Below are 17,770 nucleotides of genomic sequence, written 5' to 3'. Positions count from 1 at the left end.
TTTTCAAACTGCACTTTTTTTGACAACTCCACTCTTCACGGAGATGCAACAGCCCTGCACTAACGCAAGGTGAAACGGTTGACGCAATCCCCTGCGGAGCAACGCGATTCAATCGGAGTTCAAAAAAATAGCATCTCATCAAAGATGAGATGCTATCGTTACTCGAGTATCATCTTATTGGGAGATGATCTCTTTTGTTTTGTAATATCCACACACTTTGCAAACGTGGTGACCCAGTTTCAGTTCTCCACACTGCTCGCATTTCACCATGCCCGGTACTGCCAGCTTGAAATGCGTACGACGTTTGTCGCGGCGAGTTTTGGATGTTCTACGTTGAGGTACTGCCATCTTTCCCACCTCCTTCACATAATGAAGTTCAAAAAGTCCAATTTTGATCACGAAGCATTGCTCTGAAGTTTACTCGACTTCGATCCTTGAACTTTTTGAACCTTGATTTAAAACGCTACTCTTTAAACAAATCCTTGAGAGCTGCGAAACGCGGGTCGATCTTCTCGTTTTTGCAGCTGCATGTGTGCTCATTGAGATTCTGCCCGCATACCTGGCACAGTCCCTTGCAATCCTTGTCGCAAAGCGGCGCGAACGGCATGAAGAGCAGAAGCGACTCTTCCAGATAAGGTTTCAGGTCCAGCTTGTCTCCCGCCACTTCCACGAACTCGTCGTTCTCGTCCTCGTCGGACTCTTCGTTATCCGAAGAATCTTTCTCAGTTGGTTTGAACTGCTCGTAAAATGGTATGACGGTTCGTTCCTTCGTTGGTTCAAGACAACGTGAGCACGCCAGCTCCAGATCGGCGGACAATTCTCCCTCGGCAGTTATGTAACCGTCGTGGCCCGTCACTTCAATCGATACATGAAGCGGTCCTGCATGAATCACGTCCGAACGTCCCTTGAACAGATCGTTTAAGTCAAGCTCTTCTTTAACCGTCGTCTTTAAGCCTTTAGCCATCATCTCTCGCATTTGAAACAACATATCATCACCCCAAACAAACAAAGATTATTATATCTATTCCGCTAGCGTTTTGTCAACATTTTCACGCTCTCTACTTTGCGCCCCTGCTGGATTTGCCCTAGCGAAGCTTAAGCCTGTATGTGCCAGAGGGCTTTGTGCTATAGTGGAAGGAACATCCAACGACAGCGAGGAGTCGAGGCATGCGTACCGTAGGTCTGATCGTCGAATATAACCCTTTCCACAACGGACACTCTTATCATTTGCAACAGTCGCTCAAAATAACGAAAGCCGATGCCGTCGTCGCCGTCATGAGCGGCAACTTTCTGCAGCGCGGCGAACCCGCGCTCGTCGACAAGTGGACACGAACTCGAATGGCGCTCGCCGGCGGCTGCGATGTCGTCATCGAGCTGCCCGTCGCTTACGCGACCCAAGCAGCCGAATGGTTCGCCTACGGCGCGGTGTCCCTCCTGGAATCGACGGGAGTCGTCGACGCCTTCTGTTTCGGTACGGAGAGCGGACAACTGTCGCCCTTGCGGAGAGCCGCGGAGCTTGCGGCGCATGAACCCGAGCCGTTTAAGCGATTGCTGAAGGAACGGCTCGATACCGGTGTCGCTTATCCTCAAGCCTACAGCGGAGCGATAGCAGCATATTTGGCTCAGCAAGGCGACGAAGATTCAGCCGGCTTTTCTTTCGACCAGCCTAACCATACGCTTGGTTTGCACTATTTGATCGCCCATCGCCGTCTCGGAAGCAGGATGGAGCCTTACACGATTGCCCGGGAAAAAGCCGATTATAACCAAACGACGATAACGGACGTTCGGATCGCCAGCGCCACCGCCATCCGCAAGCTCGTGCTTGGCGAAGGTTCGTTGGCTGAAGCTGCTTCGTATGTTCCAACGTCGACTTGCGACCTCCTTGCGGAAAGCATCGAGCGAGGACTTGCCCCCGTCAGCTGGGACAACTATATTCATCCACTCCTGCACGGCATAGTGACTAGGAGCGCGGAGCAACTGAGCCAGCTGCACGAGCTTGCCGAAGGACTGGAGTATCGCTTGCTCCAGAGCATTCCGCAGCTTGCGGATTGCACTTTCGAATCGCTGCTGGAGCAACTTAAGACGAAGCGGTATACGAGAACGAAGCTCCAACGGGCGCTGTTGTCCGTGCTGCTAGGTCATGCCAAGCATGATTTCACTGCAGAACAGCTTCGCTCAGGAACGGAATATATACGCGTGCTTGGCTTTACGGATAAGGGCAGGGAGCTCTTGAGACGTATGAAGCGTACGGCAGCCGTTCCCGTTTTAATGAGCGCGGCACGACCACCGCAGACTTATCGTTATCTGGAATTGGATACGGCGGCAAGCGCCGCTTATTGGCTTGGCGTTCCCGGCGCTTCCGCTGCGGATTTATATCGCGACTTCCGAGATCGCCCCATCATCGTATAATGTCCCCCGACAATGACGGCCTTCGACCAACTCTGCGAAGCGGCTGTATCGGCGGCTTTTCTCGGCTTAACCTGTCCGTTCGAGCGCGAATGCCGATATAGCCTGCACTGCTTCTGCAAGTGACGACACGCCTACGATAACCGTGTCGCCGTTCAATCGTTTGGCTGTCCTGCGGGCTTCCTTTTCATTCCCCTTGGGAACGATGAACAGATCCGCGCCGTATCCGGTGACAGACACGGTCTTCTGCTTGACGCCCCCAATCGCGCCGACATTGCCAACGGTGTCGATCGTCCCGGTAGCCGCAATCTTTAGTCCCCTGGATAGATCCTCTTGCTCCAGCAGCTCGATCGCTTGCAGCGCGAACACCAATCCGGCGGACGGTCCGCCGATCTCGTTCGCTTTTATCGTAATGGCGTCAGCCGTCTGCTCGGGAATGACAGCCCCATTTTCGACACGGTATTTGATTTTCGAATAATTGTAAGCAGCTTGCAGAGCCGTATTCTGGGAACCGCTCATAATATCGTTCAACCTATCGACATATTCGTTTTTCGTTTTCCCTCCGAACACTTGCCGCTTCCAGCGAACATCCATGTTCCGATCCACGCCGGCCTTGATCACGCCCCAAATATTGGGAGCCGTCAGCCGAACTGCCGTCAGCACAAAATCACCTTCGCCGGATGCTTCTCCATCACTGTTCGCACTTTCCAGCACGACCATAGACTCGACGGGAACCGCAATGCCAGGCTCATAGACAACATACGGAGACGGCGCGTATAACAGCAGCCACATGGCAAGAGCCGTCGCACCTCCCGCCAGCATCATGCGCCTTGCCGTAGACCACTTCTCCCCCATTTCTAATCCCCCAATTCTTCCCCCGTGCTAATGATGATGCAGGACAGGTCTAACTTTTCCAACAATCGCGTACTAATGAATGATACGGTTGTCCAAGAGGAGTTGAACGGTTATGGCCAAAACGATCATTTTCGCTGCTTTATCCTTGCTGCTCGTCGGCGCCATTATCGTGCAGCCGGATGCGTCCTTCCAAGCATCGCTTAAGGGGCTGACCGTCTGGTGGAACCTGGTATTTCCTGGTCTGCTCCCGTTTCTCATTTTATTCGAAATCATGCTAGCCTTCGGACTAGCCCACGGCATGGGAGTCCTTCTTCATCCATCGATGAAACGATTATTCAACCTTCCAGGAGAAGCCGTAATGCCTGTTGTCATCGGCTGGCTTGGCGGCTATCCGGCAGGAGCCGAGGCGGTAGCCTCCCTTCGCAAGAGGGAACTCGTCAATCGCAGCCAAGGGCAGCGTCTGCTCGCGCTCGCGCATATGCCGAACCCGCTGTTCATGCTGGTCATCGTCGGCGCCGGCTTCTTGCAAAAGCCGCTTGCAGGCATGTTTATCGCAGGCGGCGTCTGGCTCTCCGCCATTTGGTTGACACTCCTTGGTTCCATCTGGAGAGGAAATCGTTTGACGGAGTCGACTACCGCCCATTCGCTTGCCGATGCAGCGGGAGCAGCTGCCGAGGAGAACGGACAGCGCTCCGAAGCTCCGCAAGGAAGCCTGCTGCGGCAAGCCTCCGATGCGATGCTGCAAGGACGAATCAGCGATGGGCGCAGCCTTGGCAAGGTACTGGGAGACTCCGTCACTGTTAGCGTCCAAAGACTGATGATGGTAGGCGGCTTCATGATCATGGCTTCCATGACTGCGCGTTTGGCCGAGCCCCTGTTCGCCCCGGCGCTGAAGCTCGGACTTTCCTTCCTGGGACCTGCCCTCTTTGAAGGACATCTCGGCGCTTATGCAGCTGCCGTATGGGAACTGCCTGGCACGGACCTCGCCATGGTGTGCGCGGTCATTGCAGCTGCTCTTGCGTGGGGCGGTCTCAGCGGCGTTATGCAGGCGGGGTATTCGGTGTCTGGCACAGATCTGTCTTTGTTCCCTTTTGTTCTGCACCGGCTAAATCACGCCTTGCATGCCTTCATGCTCACGTTGCTTCTTTGGCACCCGGCGGGCGCCCTAGTTCGCCTGCTTAATCCGAATGCCAGCTTCCCGGTTATCTGGGATGGATTGTACTACGACTCTTCTTCGGGCATCCGATTCCAGCCAGAAGCCTTTGCTGCAAGCAATTTGCCAAGCTTATGGCCTTATGGAGCTGTCATTGCCGTAGTGCTTGGATTACTGGCGCTCTGTTTGTACTGGACGTTGGGACGGTTCGCAACATCACATAAGAGCTACAGAACATAAATAGGTAATTATAAAAATCTCTTTTGAATTTAACTTTCTTTGTTTATAGAAGAAACACGGTCGCGCCATGCGTGCCGCTTATTTTTTTCGCAATGCGATCTTTTCCTTGAGGCGCACCTCGACCTCGGGCGGTACAAGCTCGCGAACCTCTCCTTCGAACATGGCGATTTCCTTGACGATGCTGGAGCTCAAATAAGAATATTTGGGATTCGTCATCATAAACATCGTATCGATGTCGGGATCGAGCAAATGGTTGGTCGACGCCAGCTGAAGCTCATATTCGAAATCCGTCACCGAACGAATGCCCCGTATGATGACATCCCCATTTTTGGACTTTACCAATCGAACCGTCAGATCCCGAAAGCTGTCGATCTCTACGTTGGGAAGGTCTTTAGTCACCTCGGCAAGCAGCTCCATGCGCTCTTCGACCGAGAACAAAGGGTTTTTGCTCGTATTGTTGAGAACCGCTACGACAAGCCGATCAAACTGTCTGGCCGACCGTTTAATAATATCGAGATGCCCGTAGGTCACGGGATCGAAGCTGCCGGGATAGACGGCGACTCGCTCCTTTTTGCCGACGCTTCCTTCATTATCGAGCTCTCCGCGTTCCTGACCGTTGTCATTGTTCTTCGTCACTAGAATCTCCCCTATCGGCGCTATCATTGCTGCTTAAGTATTCGTATATGGTGACGGCCGTATCGCCGTATTTGGCTTCCCTAACCTGCCTGAACGATGCGAGCTCTTGCGGATAAGATATTTCGGCATCATGTTCCACCAGAATGACGGCGTCCTGCGCCAGCAACTCCAGCTTCGCCATCTCGGACATAAGTTCGTCCATCGTCGACATGCGATAAGGCGGATCCAAAAATACCAGATCGAACTGGATTTTTCGCCTCGCAAGCGCCTTCAAAGCGCGTTCGGCATCATTGCGATAAATCTCGACGGCCTGCTCCGCTCCTGCGGCTGCAACGTTATGACGGATAACGTCTATGCTGATTTTTTCCCGATCTACGAAAATAACCCGCTCCATGCCACGGCTCCAAGCTTCGATGCCGAGTCCGCCGGTTCCCGCGAACAGATCCAGCGCCGTCCCTCCGTCAAAATAAGGACCGATTATGCTGAAAATAGCTTCCTTCACTTTATCCGTCGTCGGCCTCGTGTTGTTGCCAGGCACGGCCTTCAGCGGCCTGCCTTTGGCCGTTCCGGAGATGACTCTCACTCCAATTGCCCCTTTCCATGCTATCCTGCCTATCGTACCATATTTTCCTTTACCAAATAAAGAAAAGCTCACATGAGCTTTTTTTTCAAAAGCCGGATGTATAAACTTTCCGGAAACGGAGAAGCTATAATTATCGGCGTCGCAAGATGTCGTAGACAACCGCGGAGAAGACTTACGTTTCCCCATAAGTTCTTCGTCCGGTTTCTCCTCTCCCATGAAAAGGGCGTCCCGAAAGGGGCGCCCGATTTTTGTTGATTTTATGCGGTTTGTGGCCCACCTGTGTGGGTATTTTGAACGTTTTGGAATCTAGTTGGGATCTAGGCTGGACGGCATTAAATTCATCAATCATGAGCATCTTTTATATTCATTGTCCTTCTCAAATAGCGTTCTTTTAATCTGGCGATTGGATCGGGTTTTAATTTCGGCTTCGGAATCATTGGTTCGATCATTTGTATTTGATCCGATCCAGCAGCCCTAGAAAGTAATCCATGAACTAATTTGTAACTGTTCGGACCCAACCCGCGAATATTAATCAAGTCATAGTCGTTAGAATTCAGCAAGCTTCCAAGTGTGACTATCCCTGACTTTCTTAGCGCATTGACTATACGGACGAACAACTGGCTATCATCTTGTTCCATCAAAAATTGCTCAAGCGTTCTGATATCGTATTCATAGTATTCATCGGCTATAAGATGTATTTCCCGTAATGGCCGTTCCTCACTCTTCCCCATCCTCTTCACCCTTTAACTTGATGTCTTGTCATAAGTGTAGTTCGGGTGTTTGAACAATATCTGTACAGTTAATCGTTAAAATACTTGCGATTCCGTAAGTGATCACCATTTCGGCAAAATGGAGCGCCCTCGATACTCACATACTGGGCTTAGGTGCATATAATTGAGTGTATAAATACTTCCATTTCTGGAGGCTACACTCATGCATATGGTTTATTCATATTGGTTTAGATCACAATTCATTCCCGTTTGGGCTACTTCAACACAAGATGCACTTGAATTAATGAGGAATGCCATACAAGGTGAACGAAATGATGAACTTTTTTATGACCAACTCATTAAACTTGCTCCGAACCAAGCACAAGCGGAAGTTATTAGTTCTATTCGGAACGATGAAAGAGGGCATAATCAAATGTTTCGACAAATGTATAGGGAATTAACAGGACATGAAGTGATGGGAACTAGCAATGAAGTTCCGGAGAATGTTAATTCTTATATTGCCGGGTTGCAAAAAGCCTTCCAAGGTGAATTATCAGCAGTTGAAAAATATCGAAAGATATGGTTCGGCCTTCCTTATGGCATTTACAAGGATACTTTGTATGGAATTATTCTTGATGAGCAAAAACATGCGGATAAATATAATAATTTGTTGCTATACAACTTAGCTACAAATCAGTAATAATTACTTGTAAACGGTTCTTCATTTAGCTCCCTCAAACTGTTAACTGAAACAATACTCATGATTATTCGTCAAGATAGGTAGTTTTTCCGTATGAAAGATGAACAGCGGTGGTCCAATTGGACGGAGTCGCCCATACATTAATGTATGTCGTTGCATATTCTGTTAATGTATCCACTACACCTATAGGGGCTCGCTAACTTAATGTTAGTGGGCCCTTATTCTTTCATTCTTCGCAATATGGATCGAATCCGTTATCGTCAAACAGTGCAACATTTTTAGATCAAGAATAGAAAACGAAAGATGAGCCTAGACTGGAGAGTAAATACTTACATAGGAGTGATTAAATCCTGTTTAACAATATCCTTTTTGGTTTTATCATTCCCTGGGTATTCGTCAGTCCACTGGTTATTAGGCAGCCGCGATTATTCATTGTGATAAGCCCAATTACCGCAGTTATTTCGATTTTCATAAATGTCGTAGGCTTCTATTTTGAATTTTGGCACTACAAACCTGAATTTCAAAAAATCGAAACCATTTCTGCCATGCCTTTGGATGTGGGTTTATTCGCAGTGCTGGGAGCTTTATTGATTTACACTTCAATAAGAAAACCTTTTGGGGTTCATCCAATCGTCACTTTACTGGTATTCAGTTTGCTTACTACTTTGATGGAATTTATCGCTTTGAAATTTGACTTAGTGACATACAGCAATGGTTGGAATATAGGATGGACTTTTATTTCATATTCCATTGCATATCTTCTAGTTATCACTGCTTGGAGAGTTGTTCGAATCAAAATTGAACTACTTGCGAATCATTAAACGTTCCAACCCTTTGGTTTCGTCGAACAACTAAAACCGCGTAATATCAAGCATTCTTCAACTCTAATACCCACTTTAGCTCCATACAAAAAACGTGAAGTGCCGGGACATATGCAGTAAAACAAGAAAGCCCGCTAAACCAATCAAGGTCAGCGGGCTTTCTATTAGGTGGACGGCTTGTTGATCGTCTTTGGCTGCCTGTTCTTAGCCTGCGGCGTAATGTCGCCGGTCAACCCTTTTTGATTGCGCTCTTTCTGAGTTTTTTCCATCAGAGAGCTGCTATCGCCATATTGCTGCTCGGACATTTGTCTTCGCCTCCACTCACGCTGGATGCCCCCGCCGGAATGGATGCTGCGCGGAGGCTCAAGCCGTATTATGCTCGTTATCAGGTTGCGCTATGTGCCAGCAACTTACATGCCTAATCTTCCTATTTCATTCCTTACCATCGTTCTTCCCATTGCAATTCGATTCCCCTTCCACTTTGTTCCGCTGATCAAGCCCGCCTTTATTTAATGACACGCAATAACAAATAAATTCATGTCCGCTTTTCCCTCCGAAGCTGCCGGAGTCTTTGCATAATATACATTCGTAATTCATCTATATACCCCTCATCTACTTTTAAGTTCAAGTGTACGAACCGCGTTGTTGTTCACCACTATTGTTGAATACCCAATTAACGGGGATTTTAAACACTTCAGTCCAATTGTCTACTGTCCCTTTGGCTTGTCGCATTCATGCTTCTTGTTTTTACCAAGGTTTCTATTCAATTTGACTTTTTTGTCGCTAAGTAACTTCATGGTCTTTTTTTCTTTGGATGGTTAGCCACCCGCCTCACCTCCTAATTACTCCAAATTAGCTTATGAAAGCTTCGTTCAACGAGACTGTGCTTGCCGTTTTCACAATATATTTTCAGTGATTTTTAATGACATTTCCTAATTGAAGAAACACAAAAAATCCGACCCCATTTTCAGGCCGGATTCCGTATACATTCGATTGTTGTCAACAATCCTATTCCCCCACATCCCCCTGATGCGCCTCGTTCGAACGTTTGGACTTTACAAGATCAGATATCGTCACAAAGCGGAAACCGCGGGCCTTCAGCTCGGGCAAAATGATCTTGAGGGCGCGGTAGGTTTGAGTCGAACCCCGCACGTTGTCATGCATGAGGACGATGTCGCCGTTATGCGCATTGTTCAACACCTTTTTGACAATAGCGTCTACACCGGGAGAACGCCAATCATTTGTATCCTGATGCCACGACCATAACGTGACGGTATAGCCATGTTTGCGAGCAGAGGAAATGACGGTGTCGTTGATGTATCCTCCCGGCGGGCGGAACCAGGGGGAATCCTGCCCCGTCACTTCTTCGATTTTATGTTTGGTTTGCAAAATTTCGTTATCGATGGCTTGAAGAGATTGATTCCCGTTAAAGAACACATGGCTGAAAGTATGATTGGCCACTTCATGCCCTTCATCGGCTTGCCGCCTTATAATATCGACATTTTTGTCGATACGGTTGCCTACGACAAAGAAGGTCGCTTTGGCCTCATATTCCTTTAATAAGTCCAAAATCAGCGGCGTCATGTTTGCATTGGGACCGTCGTCGAATGTAAATGCGATGAGCTGCTCGTCCGTTGCCACCTCCCACATGGCTTCGCCTCGCATCTCATAATAATTTCGGTTATGGGCTTGCGGTGCATATCCGCACAGTAAGACAATGCTTATCATACCGATCAACCCGTTACACCAGCTGTTCTTTTTCAATTTTCATCCCATCCCAGATCCGTATTTTCGTCGCGTAGCCGAATGTTTGGCATATTGTGTACATATTATTTTGTTCAAATTCCCCTTCTCCCATTCGAGCAAGGAAACTTGTCTAGCCTCTGTCGGGTATGTGAGATCGGTAAGCCATGTTGCTCCTCTTTTCGCAGAAAAAGCATCGCCTTCCCTCCTTGTGGTTATGCTATCCGTAACGACAACGCAATCAAGGAGGATTCATTCATGCATACGGTCTGGAAAGGCGCGATCAGCTTTGGACTTGTCCACGTTCCCGTCAAAATGTTCACCGCTACCGAAGACAAGGACATTCGTTTCCGTACGATTCACAAAGCCTGCGGCACCCCCATCTCGCAAACGCGCCGATGCGCGCATTGCAACCAGGATGTCGAGCCCGAAGAACTCTCCAAAGGCTTCGAATACGAACGGGGCAAGTTCGTTCTGTTCAGCGAAGAAGAGATCGACGCGCTTAAGCCGGATTCCGCGCGGGTTATTCAAATCCTGGATTTCGTCGATCTCTCCGACATCGACCCCATCTACTTCGTCAAGCCGTATTATCTTGCGCCTGATATGGCGGGAGGCAGCGCCTACGGCTTGCTGCTGGAAGCCATAAAACAGACCGATAAGATCGGCATCGCCAAGATCTCCATCCGGAGCAAAAGCAGTCTGGCCGCCATTCGCGTCGTGGACAATTGTCTGTGCCTGGAAACAATGCACTTCCCGGACGAAATCAGGTCGATCGCGAACGTCCCTAATCTGCCCGAGTCGACTTCAGTTAACGAGAAAGAGCTGCAAATCGCCAAGCTTCTTATCGAGCAACTTTCAGAACCTTTTGCGCCGGACAAATACACGGATGATTACCGCGCCGCCCTGCTGGAGGCAATCGAACACAAAATTAGCGGCGAGAGCCTGGATATCGTAGCCGCTCCTGCTGACAAAGGCAGCAATGTCGTCGATCTAATGGCTGCTTTGCAAGCAAGTCTTGATGCCGTCAAGATTCCTGCAGATTCCGGCAAGGCGACGGACAAACCCGTTAAAACAAAAAGCAAAACGAAGGCGGCGGACAAAGCTAAAAAAGGAACCGCTTCGTGACACTAAACGACATTCCTCTCCCCAAGGTGCCCATGTCGCCTATCGTTTCACCCATCATCCCCGAAGGACCAGAATGGGTATACCAGTTGAAATGGGATGGAGTTCGTACATTGGCCAAATTGGACGGGTTAGGCGGCGTCAAGCTTTTCTCGAAACGGCTCCAGCTCAAAAACGAGATTTTCCCGGAAATCATCGCGTTGCTCGAGCCTCTGCGGATCGGTCCATGCCTGCTGGATGGCGAAATTGTGTATTTCGATGGAAACAGACCGAACTTTCAGCGAGGCAAGCTGATGGGACGTTCCCGGTACAATAAGGAAAATATGATCTACGTGCTCTTCGATCTTCTTCATGCGGATGGCGAGGACCTTCGGGAGCTGACGTTCAGGGAACGGTTCGCCAGACTCTCGGCCAAATTCTCAGATCCGCAGAAGCGGTTGTTCGTTTCGGAGTTGTATACGGACGGCAATGCTTTATGGGAATGGGTTATCGAGAAGGGATGGGAAGGCGTCGTCTCGAAGCGCCTCGACAGCCTGTACGCTGTAGGCAAACATCACGAGGATTGGTTCAAAAGACGAAAAGAAATTCGGTTAGTCGCCAATGTCGTCGGATTGAAGCGCAACAACGGCGTCATCGCCAGCTTGGTACTCAGCTACGAGGGCCGCTACATCGGCCACGTGTCGGGACTTGACCAAGCATCCAAGTCGCTGCTGGCGCAGTTCGCCGAGCAGCATCCCGGCAATTGCCCGTTCGAGAAGCTGACTCCGGGCATGCGCAAATCCGACGTTCTCTGGCTCGGCGCGCCGTTCCCTTGCCGAGTTGCTGCCCTCGAGTTCACGGATAACGGCATTTTGCGCCAGCCCATTCTGCTTGGATTCGGGCAATAATCGTAATTTTGCTCATATGATTCTTTAGTCTTTCCTACTAAAGTCTTGTATGTTCCTCTTTTTGTAGGTATAATGTTCCTGGTGTACAGACCACTCATACGATAATGGCAAACCCGTTCGAAAGACGGGGACGCAATGCTTCAGGCCTAAAGGTTTTTATCCCATGGCGGCTGAGCCGCCGAACATGACCGGATTCATCAACGAGATTAATGACAGCTTGAGAAAACGACCGTTCCATTTCGGAACGGTCTTTTGTCGTTACCTGTTATCTGTCATCTTCACACGATTGCATTCACGATCACCATTTCAAGCTGAACCTTCAAATCTATTTCGTAAGGAGAGGTGACTCTGCTGCCATCGCTTTCTCGAATGATTCTTACAATCGGACGTTGAACAAAGGAGGAATCAACAGATGTAATGACCGCCACCTGGCCGCTGTTGAGCAATACTTTGCTGCCGATCGGATAGATGGATATGTGGCCAACGAACAATTTAACAAGAGATAGATTAAACAATCTGTTGCCGGATCCCAGTAGATATTCAATGGCGTTACCGCGCGCGTAGGAATGCCGATGGTGTCGCTCCGATACCAGTGCATCGTAGATGTCCGCGATCGCCACGATCTCGGCAAACTCATGGATATCGGGGTATTTGCTCCGGTAAGGATACCCTGATCCGTCGTAACGTTCGTGATGCTGCAAGGCGCAAATAGCCGCCGTATCTGGAATATCGGTCCGGTTGATGAGCATTCGATAACCTTCGATGGTATGGTTTTCGATTCTTTTTCTCTCTATAACCGTAAGTTTGCCCCTTTTGGTCAATAGCCCTTTGGGAAGACTGACCATTCCGATATCGTACAGCAATGCCGCGGCGGTCAGTTCGTATAATCTCTTTTCGCTGTATTTATTTGCGAATCCGATAATGGCAGACAACGTCGCTACGTTTAGTGCATGTTCGAGCAGTGAGGGATCTTTCCGATGCATTAACGCCAGGCTGTCCTTAATGAACTCAACTTTGGCCAACTCACCAATGATGCTTTGATAGATGCGAAAAAATCGATCGCCAAGAACGGGCACGGACACCCTCCTGCGTAATGTCGAATTGGTTTTCAGCTCCGACATCGACTCCTCCACGAAAGCCTTGGAGTCGAGCCGACTTTGTTCGTGCATATGCTGATCGTATGGAATTAGAGCCGAGTTCAAGAGGTTCGATTTTTCAATCTCGACTTGTGCAGAGACATCTTCCTCGACGTAAACTTCCTTGATTTTCATGTGGAGCAGCCGTTCGATATATTTCTCTGTTAACCGGGTGCCTGCGCCTAACATAATAATGCCGTTTTGATTTAATACCGGAACGGCAAGCGTTTGTCCCGGTTGAAGTGCGTAAGCAGTAGTTGATTTCATTCCTATCCCGCCTTTTCAAATCGTTGTTCTGTATTGCTATGTCGTAGTAATGGAGCTTGGCGACATATCCAGGAAAAGTTCGACGAAGTAGCTGTCGAATTGCCTTCCGCGTTGTCTCCATAGCTCGTCTCGAGCTTGGGCGTCCGTCTTCACGCGGTTATAAGAACGTTGCCAGGTCATCGCGTCATAGGAGTCAAGTACCGCGCACATTCGCGCCCATTTTGGAATTGCCGTGCCATATAAACCATCCGGATAACCGGTTCCATCCCAACGTTCGTGATGAGACCGAACAATGGTAAGTAAATAAGGAGCACGACTACCTAATACACTTGTCAACAACTCGGCGCCTAATACGGGATGCTCTCGAATGAGCGCCATCTCGTCCGCTTCGAGAGGTAGCTTCTTCGCAAGCAGTTCGTGCGGGAGAAGCACTTTTCCGATATCGTGTAAGCAACACGCCATCGTGAAATGATTTTCCTCTTCTTTGGACATCCCCAGCGCTTTGGCCATTTCCCTGGCATGCATTCCTACGCGCATGCCATGTGCGAACGTAACGGCGTCCTGACGCATGGCCAAGGCAAACAGCTCGGTTGGTATTGGATCCGCCAAAATATGATCACATCCTGTTCCTGTGTACATAGCGGCATGATCGCTTGAACATAGAAGGTCGAACAATAATGATTGTTCGAAGTCAAGCCGAGAGGAGAATGGAATGTCATGAATACTGTAACCAAAAAACATCGGGTTTCAAGAGATGCTCCCTTAATGAGCGAAGAGCTTATCGTTCAAAGCTTTCTAGCTGGTTATCACCGACCCAATACGATCCGCAACTACGAGAGAGCGCTTAACAATTTCCGAACGTTCATTGGTGCAAAGTCATTTGCCGAGGTAACCTGGCATGATTTGGAACGGTACAAGACAGTCTTGCAGCACGGCACCACTGCGAATAAGCCTCTGACGGCTTCTGCTATCGCTACCTTGATTTCTCCTCTGCGCTCGTTCTACAAGTGGGGGAGCAACGTCAACATAGGGATATTCGAACATAATCCTGCTTCTTGCATTCGTTTGCCGAAAGTTCAAGTGACGAGCGAGAACCATTTTTTGACCCAGCGAGAACTAATGAATTTGTTGTCGTATTTAAGCCGCAAGAACACGAGGGAATGGATGATGGTTTTGTATATGGTCATATTGGGATTGCGCGTTTCGGAGCTGGTGCAGATGAAATGGAGCGATTTTCATACTGATATTACGGAAAGCAACGCATGGTTGACGATAGTTAATGGAAAGGGCGGAAAAACGAGGCAAGTAAAGATACCGGAGGCACTATGGAAATTGCATAACGACCCTGCCATTCGACTATGCCTGCGGACCAGTAACGTGAGCAGGGAGCGCAACAATCGGGTATTTGCTATTACAAGCCGCCAAGTAGAACGGATTGTCCATCAAACCTGCCGAGAATGTGGTATTGCAAAAAAAGTGACGCCGCATTGGTTTAGACATACGAACGCAACTTTGGCGCTCCTGAACGGCGCCTCGCTCCAACAAGTTCAGCAAACGCTTGGCCATGCACAAATCAACACGACGCAACGATATTTGCATACTGTGGACCTGATGAAAAAAAGCGCGACAGATTTTGTTGCAGAAAGCATGCAAAATATGATGAAAAATGTATTGTTATGACTAAAGAGTTGGTTTATAATGGATAAATAAATAGGTATATCGACTCATTCAATGTCGAACAATCATTATTGTTCGACATTTGTAGTGTTGCCGGATTTCCGCTATTCCATAATTCCTTGATAATACGTAATTCTATAGCATGAAACTGAACATTTTATGAACAAAGCTATATCGAATTCGAGCTTACAGACACCTGAGTTGTTAAACGGAGTAGCCAGCCATATTGTTAGGCTATCCATAAATAAATACATACAAAAGGGGCCGTTCACAAGCCCCTTGATAACATAAATATAAAAAGCCGCATAATCAGCGGCTTCTAATTTTCAATGTATTTGTTACAAGACATTATTTCGTTTCGATATGTTTCAGCAGAATACCGGAAGGTTCAGCGTTAACAACGGAATTAATTCTTTGTTCCTTTTGTACCATATTCAAGTATTTTCACATTAACTTTTAATTCTACATGCATCCCGCGAAATTGATCATCCCCATCGTCTTTCAGCTTCATAATGACGTCAGAACTGTGTCCGATGGCATCTCTCATCATCTTAACATTTTCATCGAATTGGTTTGTTAGTGAAATACTCCGCTGAGGTGTTATCTGTTCCAAGTTTTTTCTTTCGATTTCGCCAACATAGTTGCCGCATTCCACGCCAAAGTTGCCTTTAAGATCACTTCAAACATTAAACACCTCTATATCGATGAAGTATTCAACCGTTTTATTTCCGCGATCATAACTCCCAGTAGAATGAATGCTGCTCCGACATAACCTTTTATCGGCAAAAGTTCATGCGCGCTTAAATAAGCGAATACAGCCGCAAATACAGGTTCCAAGGAAAAAATGAGGCCCGTATGCGTTGGCGTCGTATATTTTTGCGCGATCGTCTGAGTTATATACGCGAATGCGCTGCAAACGACGCTTAGTACCAATACGGCTTTCCAACTCTCATAGGAAGATGGAAGCTTCGGCACCTCAAATATGAAAGCGAACAATAGTCCAAAGCCTCCTGCAAAACCAAGTTGTAATATACCCAGGTTAATAACGTCGGCAACCTTCGCTGCCGATCCTGTTAACAAAATATGAAAGGCATACAGTAGCGCGGCCAGCATACACAAGAAATCGCCGGGCATGATGCTCATACGATCGTTCAACGTAAGTAAACCGATTCCGACGATAGATGCAAAAACCCCCGCTATCACGTTCAATTCCGGTTTCTTCTTTATTATTAGGGCAGACAATAAGGGCACGAAGATAACGGTTAAACTGGCGAGAAATCCGGCTTTGGATGCGGTCGTGTTTTTTAAGCCAAAAATAATAGAAGCCGACACGGCAAACAGAAGAAAACCGAGCCCAAACGAGAATATCACCGATTTCAAATTGATAGATCGGAACCTTATGACCAGTATGGGAAGACAGATTATGAACGCCAGCCCATAGCGAAGAGCAACTATATTGAAGGCGGACAGCGAATCCAAGCCGATCTTCATAAAAAGATAGGACGAACCCCAGCACATCGTAACGATTAGGATCAAAAAATCGGCTTTTTGCGGTTTCATTATTTCCCCCTTCTAAAAAAGCTAATGAGTATTATAGACTGCCATTCACTTTTTTATTAGTATATAGCTTAAAAGATAAATTAGTAAAATGAATATTTATCATCATATGTATGAAAAAAATTAATGTTTAATGGAGGTAATTTGGATTGAGTATCGTCAAGTATGAAATTTTCCGAAAGGTTGTCGAGGTTGGTTCTTTGACCAGTGCAGCAGAATCCTTGGGACTCACGCAATCGGCAGTAAGTCATGCAATAGCGAGCCTTGAAGATGAATTCGGTTTTTTGCTTCTGGTACGAAATCGAATGGGAGTCCGTTTGACCGTAAACGGTGAACGCATCTTGAAACATGTTCACGAAATTTTGTCGGGTAATGAGCATTTAAAGCAAGAAGTAGCAGCCATTAACGGCTTAGAAGTGGGCACCATTCGGATCGGAACATTTTCAAGCGTTGCGATTCATTGGTTACCCGGTATGATGAAACAATTTCTGAACGATCATCCATCAATCGATATAAAGCTGGTACAAGGCAATTATCATGAAATTGAAGTGTGGATTAAAAATGGTGAAATCGACTTTGGATTTTTGTCATTGCCTTCCACGGAAAGCTTCGAGACGATTCCCTTGGAAAAGGATCGCATGCTATGCATCGTTTCCAGAGAACATCCTTTAAGCCAACAATCGTGCATACGCTATGATCAAATTGAAAAAGAAATGTTTATTATGCCAACTTATGGCTGCGACCAAGACGTTAGGCGCATATTACAATTACACTCTTGCAAGCCGCACGTTCAATTCCAAGCAGGCAATGATCATGCGATCATCGCTATGGTTGAGAACGGACTGGGGATAAGCATCATTTCTGAAATGATCATAAAAGGATGGACTCATAACGTCATGCCGATAGAGTTGGAAGACGGATTGTATAGAATGCTCGGAATCGCTATCCCCTCTTTGAGGAATGCTTCACCCGCAACACGCAAATTTATCGACCACGCCCAATCATGGTTAAAAGGAAAGGGAATATTCTGAGAGCGGCTTCCAGCTCCATGGTGGCTGCTTGGAGTCGTAAGAGCTCGCATCCGATGAAGGTTAGAATCAATCGCGTATAAAGCAACTTAATCGCTGGTGGATGCTGAAAAACAAAATAATGAATTCCGCTCGCCAAATATGAGCAGCCTTTCTGCTGCTCATATTTGGCGAGCCTTGGAAGAAAGTCCTCCCGAATTTGTTTCAGTGGCTGCTTCCAGGCACTGCGCTCTTTACGTAAGGATTTCC

The 17,770-nt window shown here is 47.7% G+C and carries 20 protein-coding genes and 1 riboswitch; of the genes, 8 read left to right on the top strand and 12 right to left on the bottom strand.

Translation table 11 applies throughout. The annotated features are described in order from the left end of the window. Nucleotides 1–174: 174 nt before the first annotated feature. Together rpmF and B1748_RS10590 are read right to left on the bottom strand one after the other, a co-directional pair. Nucleotides 175–348: a 50S ribosomal protein L32 gene (gene rpmF, locus B1748_RS10595; protein WP_015845071.1), complete on the bottom strand. Its 174-nt coding sequence runs from the start codon at nt 346–348 to the stop codon at nt 175–177. Nucleotides 349–463: 115 nt separating this feature from the next. After that, nucleotides 464–988, bottom strand: a complete 525-nt coding sequence (locus B1748_RS10590) for a YceD family protein (RefSeq protein WP_087567848.1) — start codon at nt 986–988, stop codon at nt 464–466. A gap of 179 nt (nt 989–1,167) precedes the next feature. Between B1748_RS10590 and B1748_RS10585 the strand changes: the two genes are divergently transcribed. Next, nucleotides 1,168–2,409, top strand: coding sequence for a nucleotidyltransferase (locus B1748_RS10585; RefSeq protein ID WP_087567847.1), 1,242 nt, complete (start codon nt 1,168–1,170; stop codon nt 2,407–2,409). A 66-nt stretch (nt 2,410–2,475) separates the two neighbouring features. Here the strand turns inward: B1748_RS10585 and B1748_RS10580 are convergent, their stop codons facing one another. Beyond that, complete coding sequence (locus B1748_RS10580) at nt 2,476–3,261, bottom strand: S16 family serine protease (protein ID WP_087567846.1); 786 nt, start codon at nt 3,259–3,261, stop codon at nt 2,476–2,478. Between the two features lie 112 nt (nt 3,262–3,373). Between B1748_RS10580 and B1748_RS10575 the strand changes: the two genes are divergently transcribed. Continuing rightward, nucleotides 3,374–4,654, top strand: a complete 1,281-nt coding sequence (locus B1748_RS10575) for a nucleoside recognition domain-containing protein (RefSeq protein ID WP_087567845.1) — start codon at nt 3,374–3,376, stop codon at nt 4,652–4,654. A gap of 78 nt (nt 4,655–4,732) precedes the next feature. Here the strand turns inward: B1748_RS10575 and coaD are convergent, their stop codons facing one another. The 3 genes from coaD to B1748_RS10560 form a co-directional block, all read right to left on the bottom strand. Further along, a complete protein-coding gene (coaD, locus tag B1748_RS10570) occupies nt 4,733–5,290 on the bottom strand; it encodes a pantetheine-phosphate adenylyltransferase (protein WP_256975611.1) in 558 nt (185 codons plus the stop codon). Then, on the bottom strand, nt 5,274–5,873 hold the full coding sequence (gene rsmD, locus B1748_RS10565) for a 16S rRNA (guanine(966)-N(2))-methyltransferase RsmD (protein WP_256975610.1): 600 nt from the start codon (nt 5,871–5,873) through the stop codon (nt 5,274–5,276). The genes coaD and rsmD overlap by 17 nt, the downstream gene beginning before the upstream one ends. A gap of 341 nt (nt 5,874–6,214) precedes the next feature. Then, entirely contained in the window at nt 6,215–6,604 is a 390-nt protein-coding gene (locus B1748_RS10560; RefSeq protein ID WP_087567842.1) for a DNA-directed RNA polymerase subunit alpha C-terminal domain-containing protein, read from the bottom strand. 202 nt (nt 6,605–6,806) lie between these two features. Here B1748_RS10560 and B1748_RS10555 point away from each other — a divergent pair, with 202 nt between their 5' ends. Both B1748_RS10555 and B1748_RS36390 read left to right on the top strand, forming a co-directional pair. Then, entirely contained in the window at nt 6,807–7,283 is a 477-nt protein-coding gene (locus B1748_RS10555) for a ferritin-like domain-containing protein (protein WP_087567841.1), read from the top strand. A 434-nt stretch (nt 7,284–7,717) separates the two neighbouring features. Further along, complete coding sequence (locus B1748_RS36390; protein ID WP_143810280.1) at nt 7,718–8,104, top strand: CBO0543 family protein; 387 nt, start codon at nt 7,718–7,720, stop codon at nt 8,102–8,104. Between the two features lie 164 nt (nt 8,105–8,268). On the opposite strand, the gene B1748_RS36810 is transcribed toward B1748_RS36390, so the two are convergent. After that, nucleotides 8,269–8,409 carry a hypothetical protein gene (locus tag B1748_RS36810; protein ID WP_179215512.1) on the bottom strand — a complete coding sequence of 47 codons (141 nt, stop codon included), beginning with the start codon at nt 8,407–8,409 and terminating at the stop codon, nt 8,269–8,271. Nucleotides 8,410–9,112: 703 nt separating this feature from the next. Next, the gene (locus B1748_RS10550) at nt 9,113–9,868 is read right to left on the bottom strand and encodes a polysaccharide deacetylase family protein (protein WP_256975609.1); all 756 of its coding nucleotides are present in this window, start codon (nt 9,866–9,868) and stop codon (nt 9,113–9,115) included. 237 nt (nt 9,869–10,105) lie between these two features. Between B1748_RS10550 and ku the strand changes: the two genes are divergently transcribed. Both ku and B1748_RS10540 read left to right on the top strand, forming a co-directional pair. Then, nucleotides 10,106–10,972, top strand: coding sequence for a non-homologous end joining protein Ku (gene ku, locus B1748_RS10545; protein ID WP_087567840.1), 867 nt, complete (start codon nt 10,106–10,108; stop codon nt 10,970–10,972). Then, on the top strand, nt 10,969–11,856 hold the full coding sequence (locus tag B1748_RS10540; RefSeq protein WP_087567839.1) for an ATP-dependent DNA ligase: 888 nt from the start codon (nt 10,969–10,971) through the stop codon (nt 11,854–11,856). The genes ku and B1748_RS10540 overlap by 4 nt, the downstream gene beginning before the upstream one ends. A gap of 96 nt (nt 11,857–11,952) precedes the next feature. After that, a riboswitch (cyclic di-GMP riboswitch) is annotated at nt 11,953–12,039 on the top strand. Between the two features lie 95 nt (nt 12,040–12,134). Here B1748_RS10540 and B1748_RS10535 read toward each other — a convergent pair. After that, a complete protein-coding gene (locus B1748_RS10535) occupies nt 12,135–13,259 on the bottom strand; it encodes an HD-GYP domain-containing protein (protein ID WP_087567838.1) in 1,125 nt (374 codons plus the stop codon). A gap of 36 nt (nt 13,260–13,295) precedes the next feature. Beyond that, nucleotides 13,296–13,868 carry an HD-GYP domain-containing protein gene (locus tag B1748_RS10530; RefSeq protein WP_179215511.1) on the bottom strand — a complete coding sequence of 191 codons (573 nt, stop codon included), beginning with the start codon at nt 13,866–13,868 and terminating at the stop codon, nt 13,296–13,298. 108 nt (nt 13,869–13,976) lie between these two features. Between B1748_RS10530 and B1748_RS10525 the strand changes: the two genes are divergently transcribed. Then, nucleotides 13,977–14,939, top strand: a complete 963-nt coding sequence (locus B1748_RS10525; protein WP_087567836.1) for a tyrosine-type recombinase/integrase — start codon at nt 13,977–13,979, stop codon at nt 14,937–14,939. A gap of 403 nt (nt 14,940–15,342) precedes the next feature. Here the strand turns inward: B1748_RS10525 and B1748_RS10520 are convergent, their stop codons facing one another. Both B1748_RS10520 and B1748_RS10515 read right to left on the bottom strand, forming a co-directional pair. Continuing rightward, nucleotides 15,343–15,591 carry a hypothetical protein gene (locus B1748_RS10520; RefSeq protein WP_087567835.1) on the bottom strand — a complete coding sequence of 83 codons (249 nt, stop codon included), beginning with the start codon at nt 15,589–15,591 and terminating at the stop codon, nt 15,343–15,345. A 41-nt stretch (nt 15,592–15,632) separates the two neighbouring features. Beyond that, nucleotides 15,633–16,496, bottom strand: coding sequence for a DMT family transporter (locus B1748_RS10515; RefSeq protein ID WP_087567834.1), 864 nt, complete (start codon nt 16,494–16,496; stop codon nt 15,633–15,635). A 146-nt stretch (nt 16,497–16,642) separates the two neighbouring features. Between B1748_RS10515 and B1748_RS10510 the strand changes: the two genes are divergently transcribed. After that, nucleotides 16,643–17,524, top strand: a complete 882-nt coding sequence (locus B1748_RS10510) for a LysR family transcriptional regulator (RefSeq protein ID WP_087567833.1) — start codon at nt 16,643–16,645, stop codon at nt 17,522–17,524. Nucleotides 17,525–17,770 lie beyond the last annotated feature (246 nt).

It is taken from the genome of Paenibacillus sp. MY03 (assembly GCF_002165585.1).
GTDB classification, from domain to species: domain Bacteria; phylum Bacillota; class Bacilli; order Paenibacillales; family Paenibacillaceae; genus Pristimantibacillus; species Pristimantibacillus agaridevorans.
The sequence above is the reverse complement of the archived record's forward strand: the minus strand, read 5'-3'. Positions and strand labels throughout refer to the sequence as shown.

Excerpts from the sequence above, each read along its gene's own strand:
- rpmF (WP_015845071.1), bottom strand. The coding sequence starts at position 348 with ATGGCAGTACCTCAACGTAGAACATCCAAAACTCGCCGCGACAAACGT.
- B1748_RS10590 (WP_087567848.1), bottom strand. The coding sequence starts at position 988 with ATGTTGTTTCAAATGCGAGAGATGATGGCTAAAGGCTTAAAGACGACG.
- B1748_RS10560 (WP_087567842.1), bottom strand. The coding sequence starts at position 6,604 with ATGGGGAAGAGTGAGGAACGGCCATTACGGGAAATACATCTTATAGCC.
- B1748_RS36810 (WP_179215512.1), bottom strand. The coding sequence starts at position 8,409 with ATGTCCGAGCAGCAATATGGCGATAGCAGCTCTCTGATGGAAAAAACT.
- ku (WP_087567840.1), top strand. The coding sequence starts at position 10,106 with ATGCATACGGTCTGGAAAGGCGCGATCAGCTTTGGACTTGTCCACGTT.
- B1748_RS10525 (WP_087567836.1), top strand. The coding sequence starts at position 13,977 with ATGAATACTGTAACCAAAAAACATCGGGTTTCAAGAGATGCTCCCTTA.
- B1748_RS10555 (WP_087567841.1), top strand. The coding sequence starts at position 6,807 with ATGCATATGGTTTATTCATATTGGTTTAGATCACAATTCATTCCCGTT.
- B1748_RS10515 (WP_087567834.1), bottom strand. The coding sequence starts at position 16,496 with ATGAAACCGCAAAAAGCCGATTTTTTGATCCTAATCGTTACGATGTGC.
- B1748_RS10585 (WP_087567847.1), top strand. The coding sequence starts at position 1,168 with ATGCGTACCGTAGGTCTGATCGTCGAATATAACCCTTTCCACAACGGA.
- B1748_RS10535 (WP_087567838.1), bottom strand. The coding sequence starts at position 13,259 with ATGAAATCAACTACTGCTTACGCACTTCAACCGGGACAAACGCTTGCC.
- B1748_RS10575 (WP_087567845.1), top strand. The coding sequence starts at position 3,374 with ATGGCCAAAACGATCATTTTCGCTGCTTTATCCTTGCTGCTCGTCGGC.
- B1748_RS10580 (WP_087567846.1), bottom strand. The coding sequence starts at position 3,261 with ATGGGGGAGAAGTGGTCTACGGCAAGGCGCATGATGCTGGCGGGAGGT.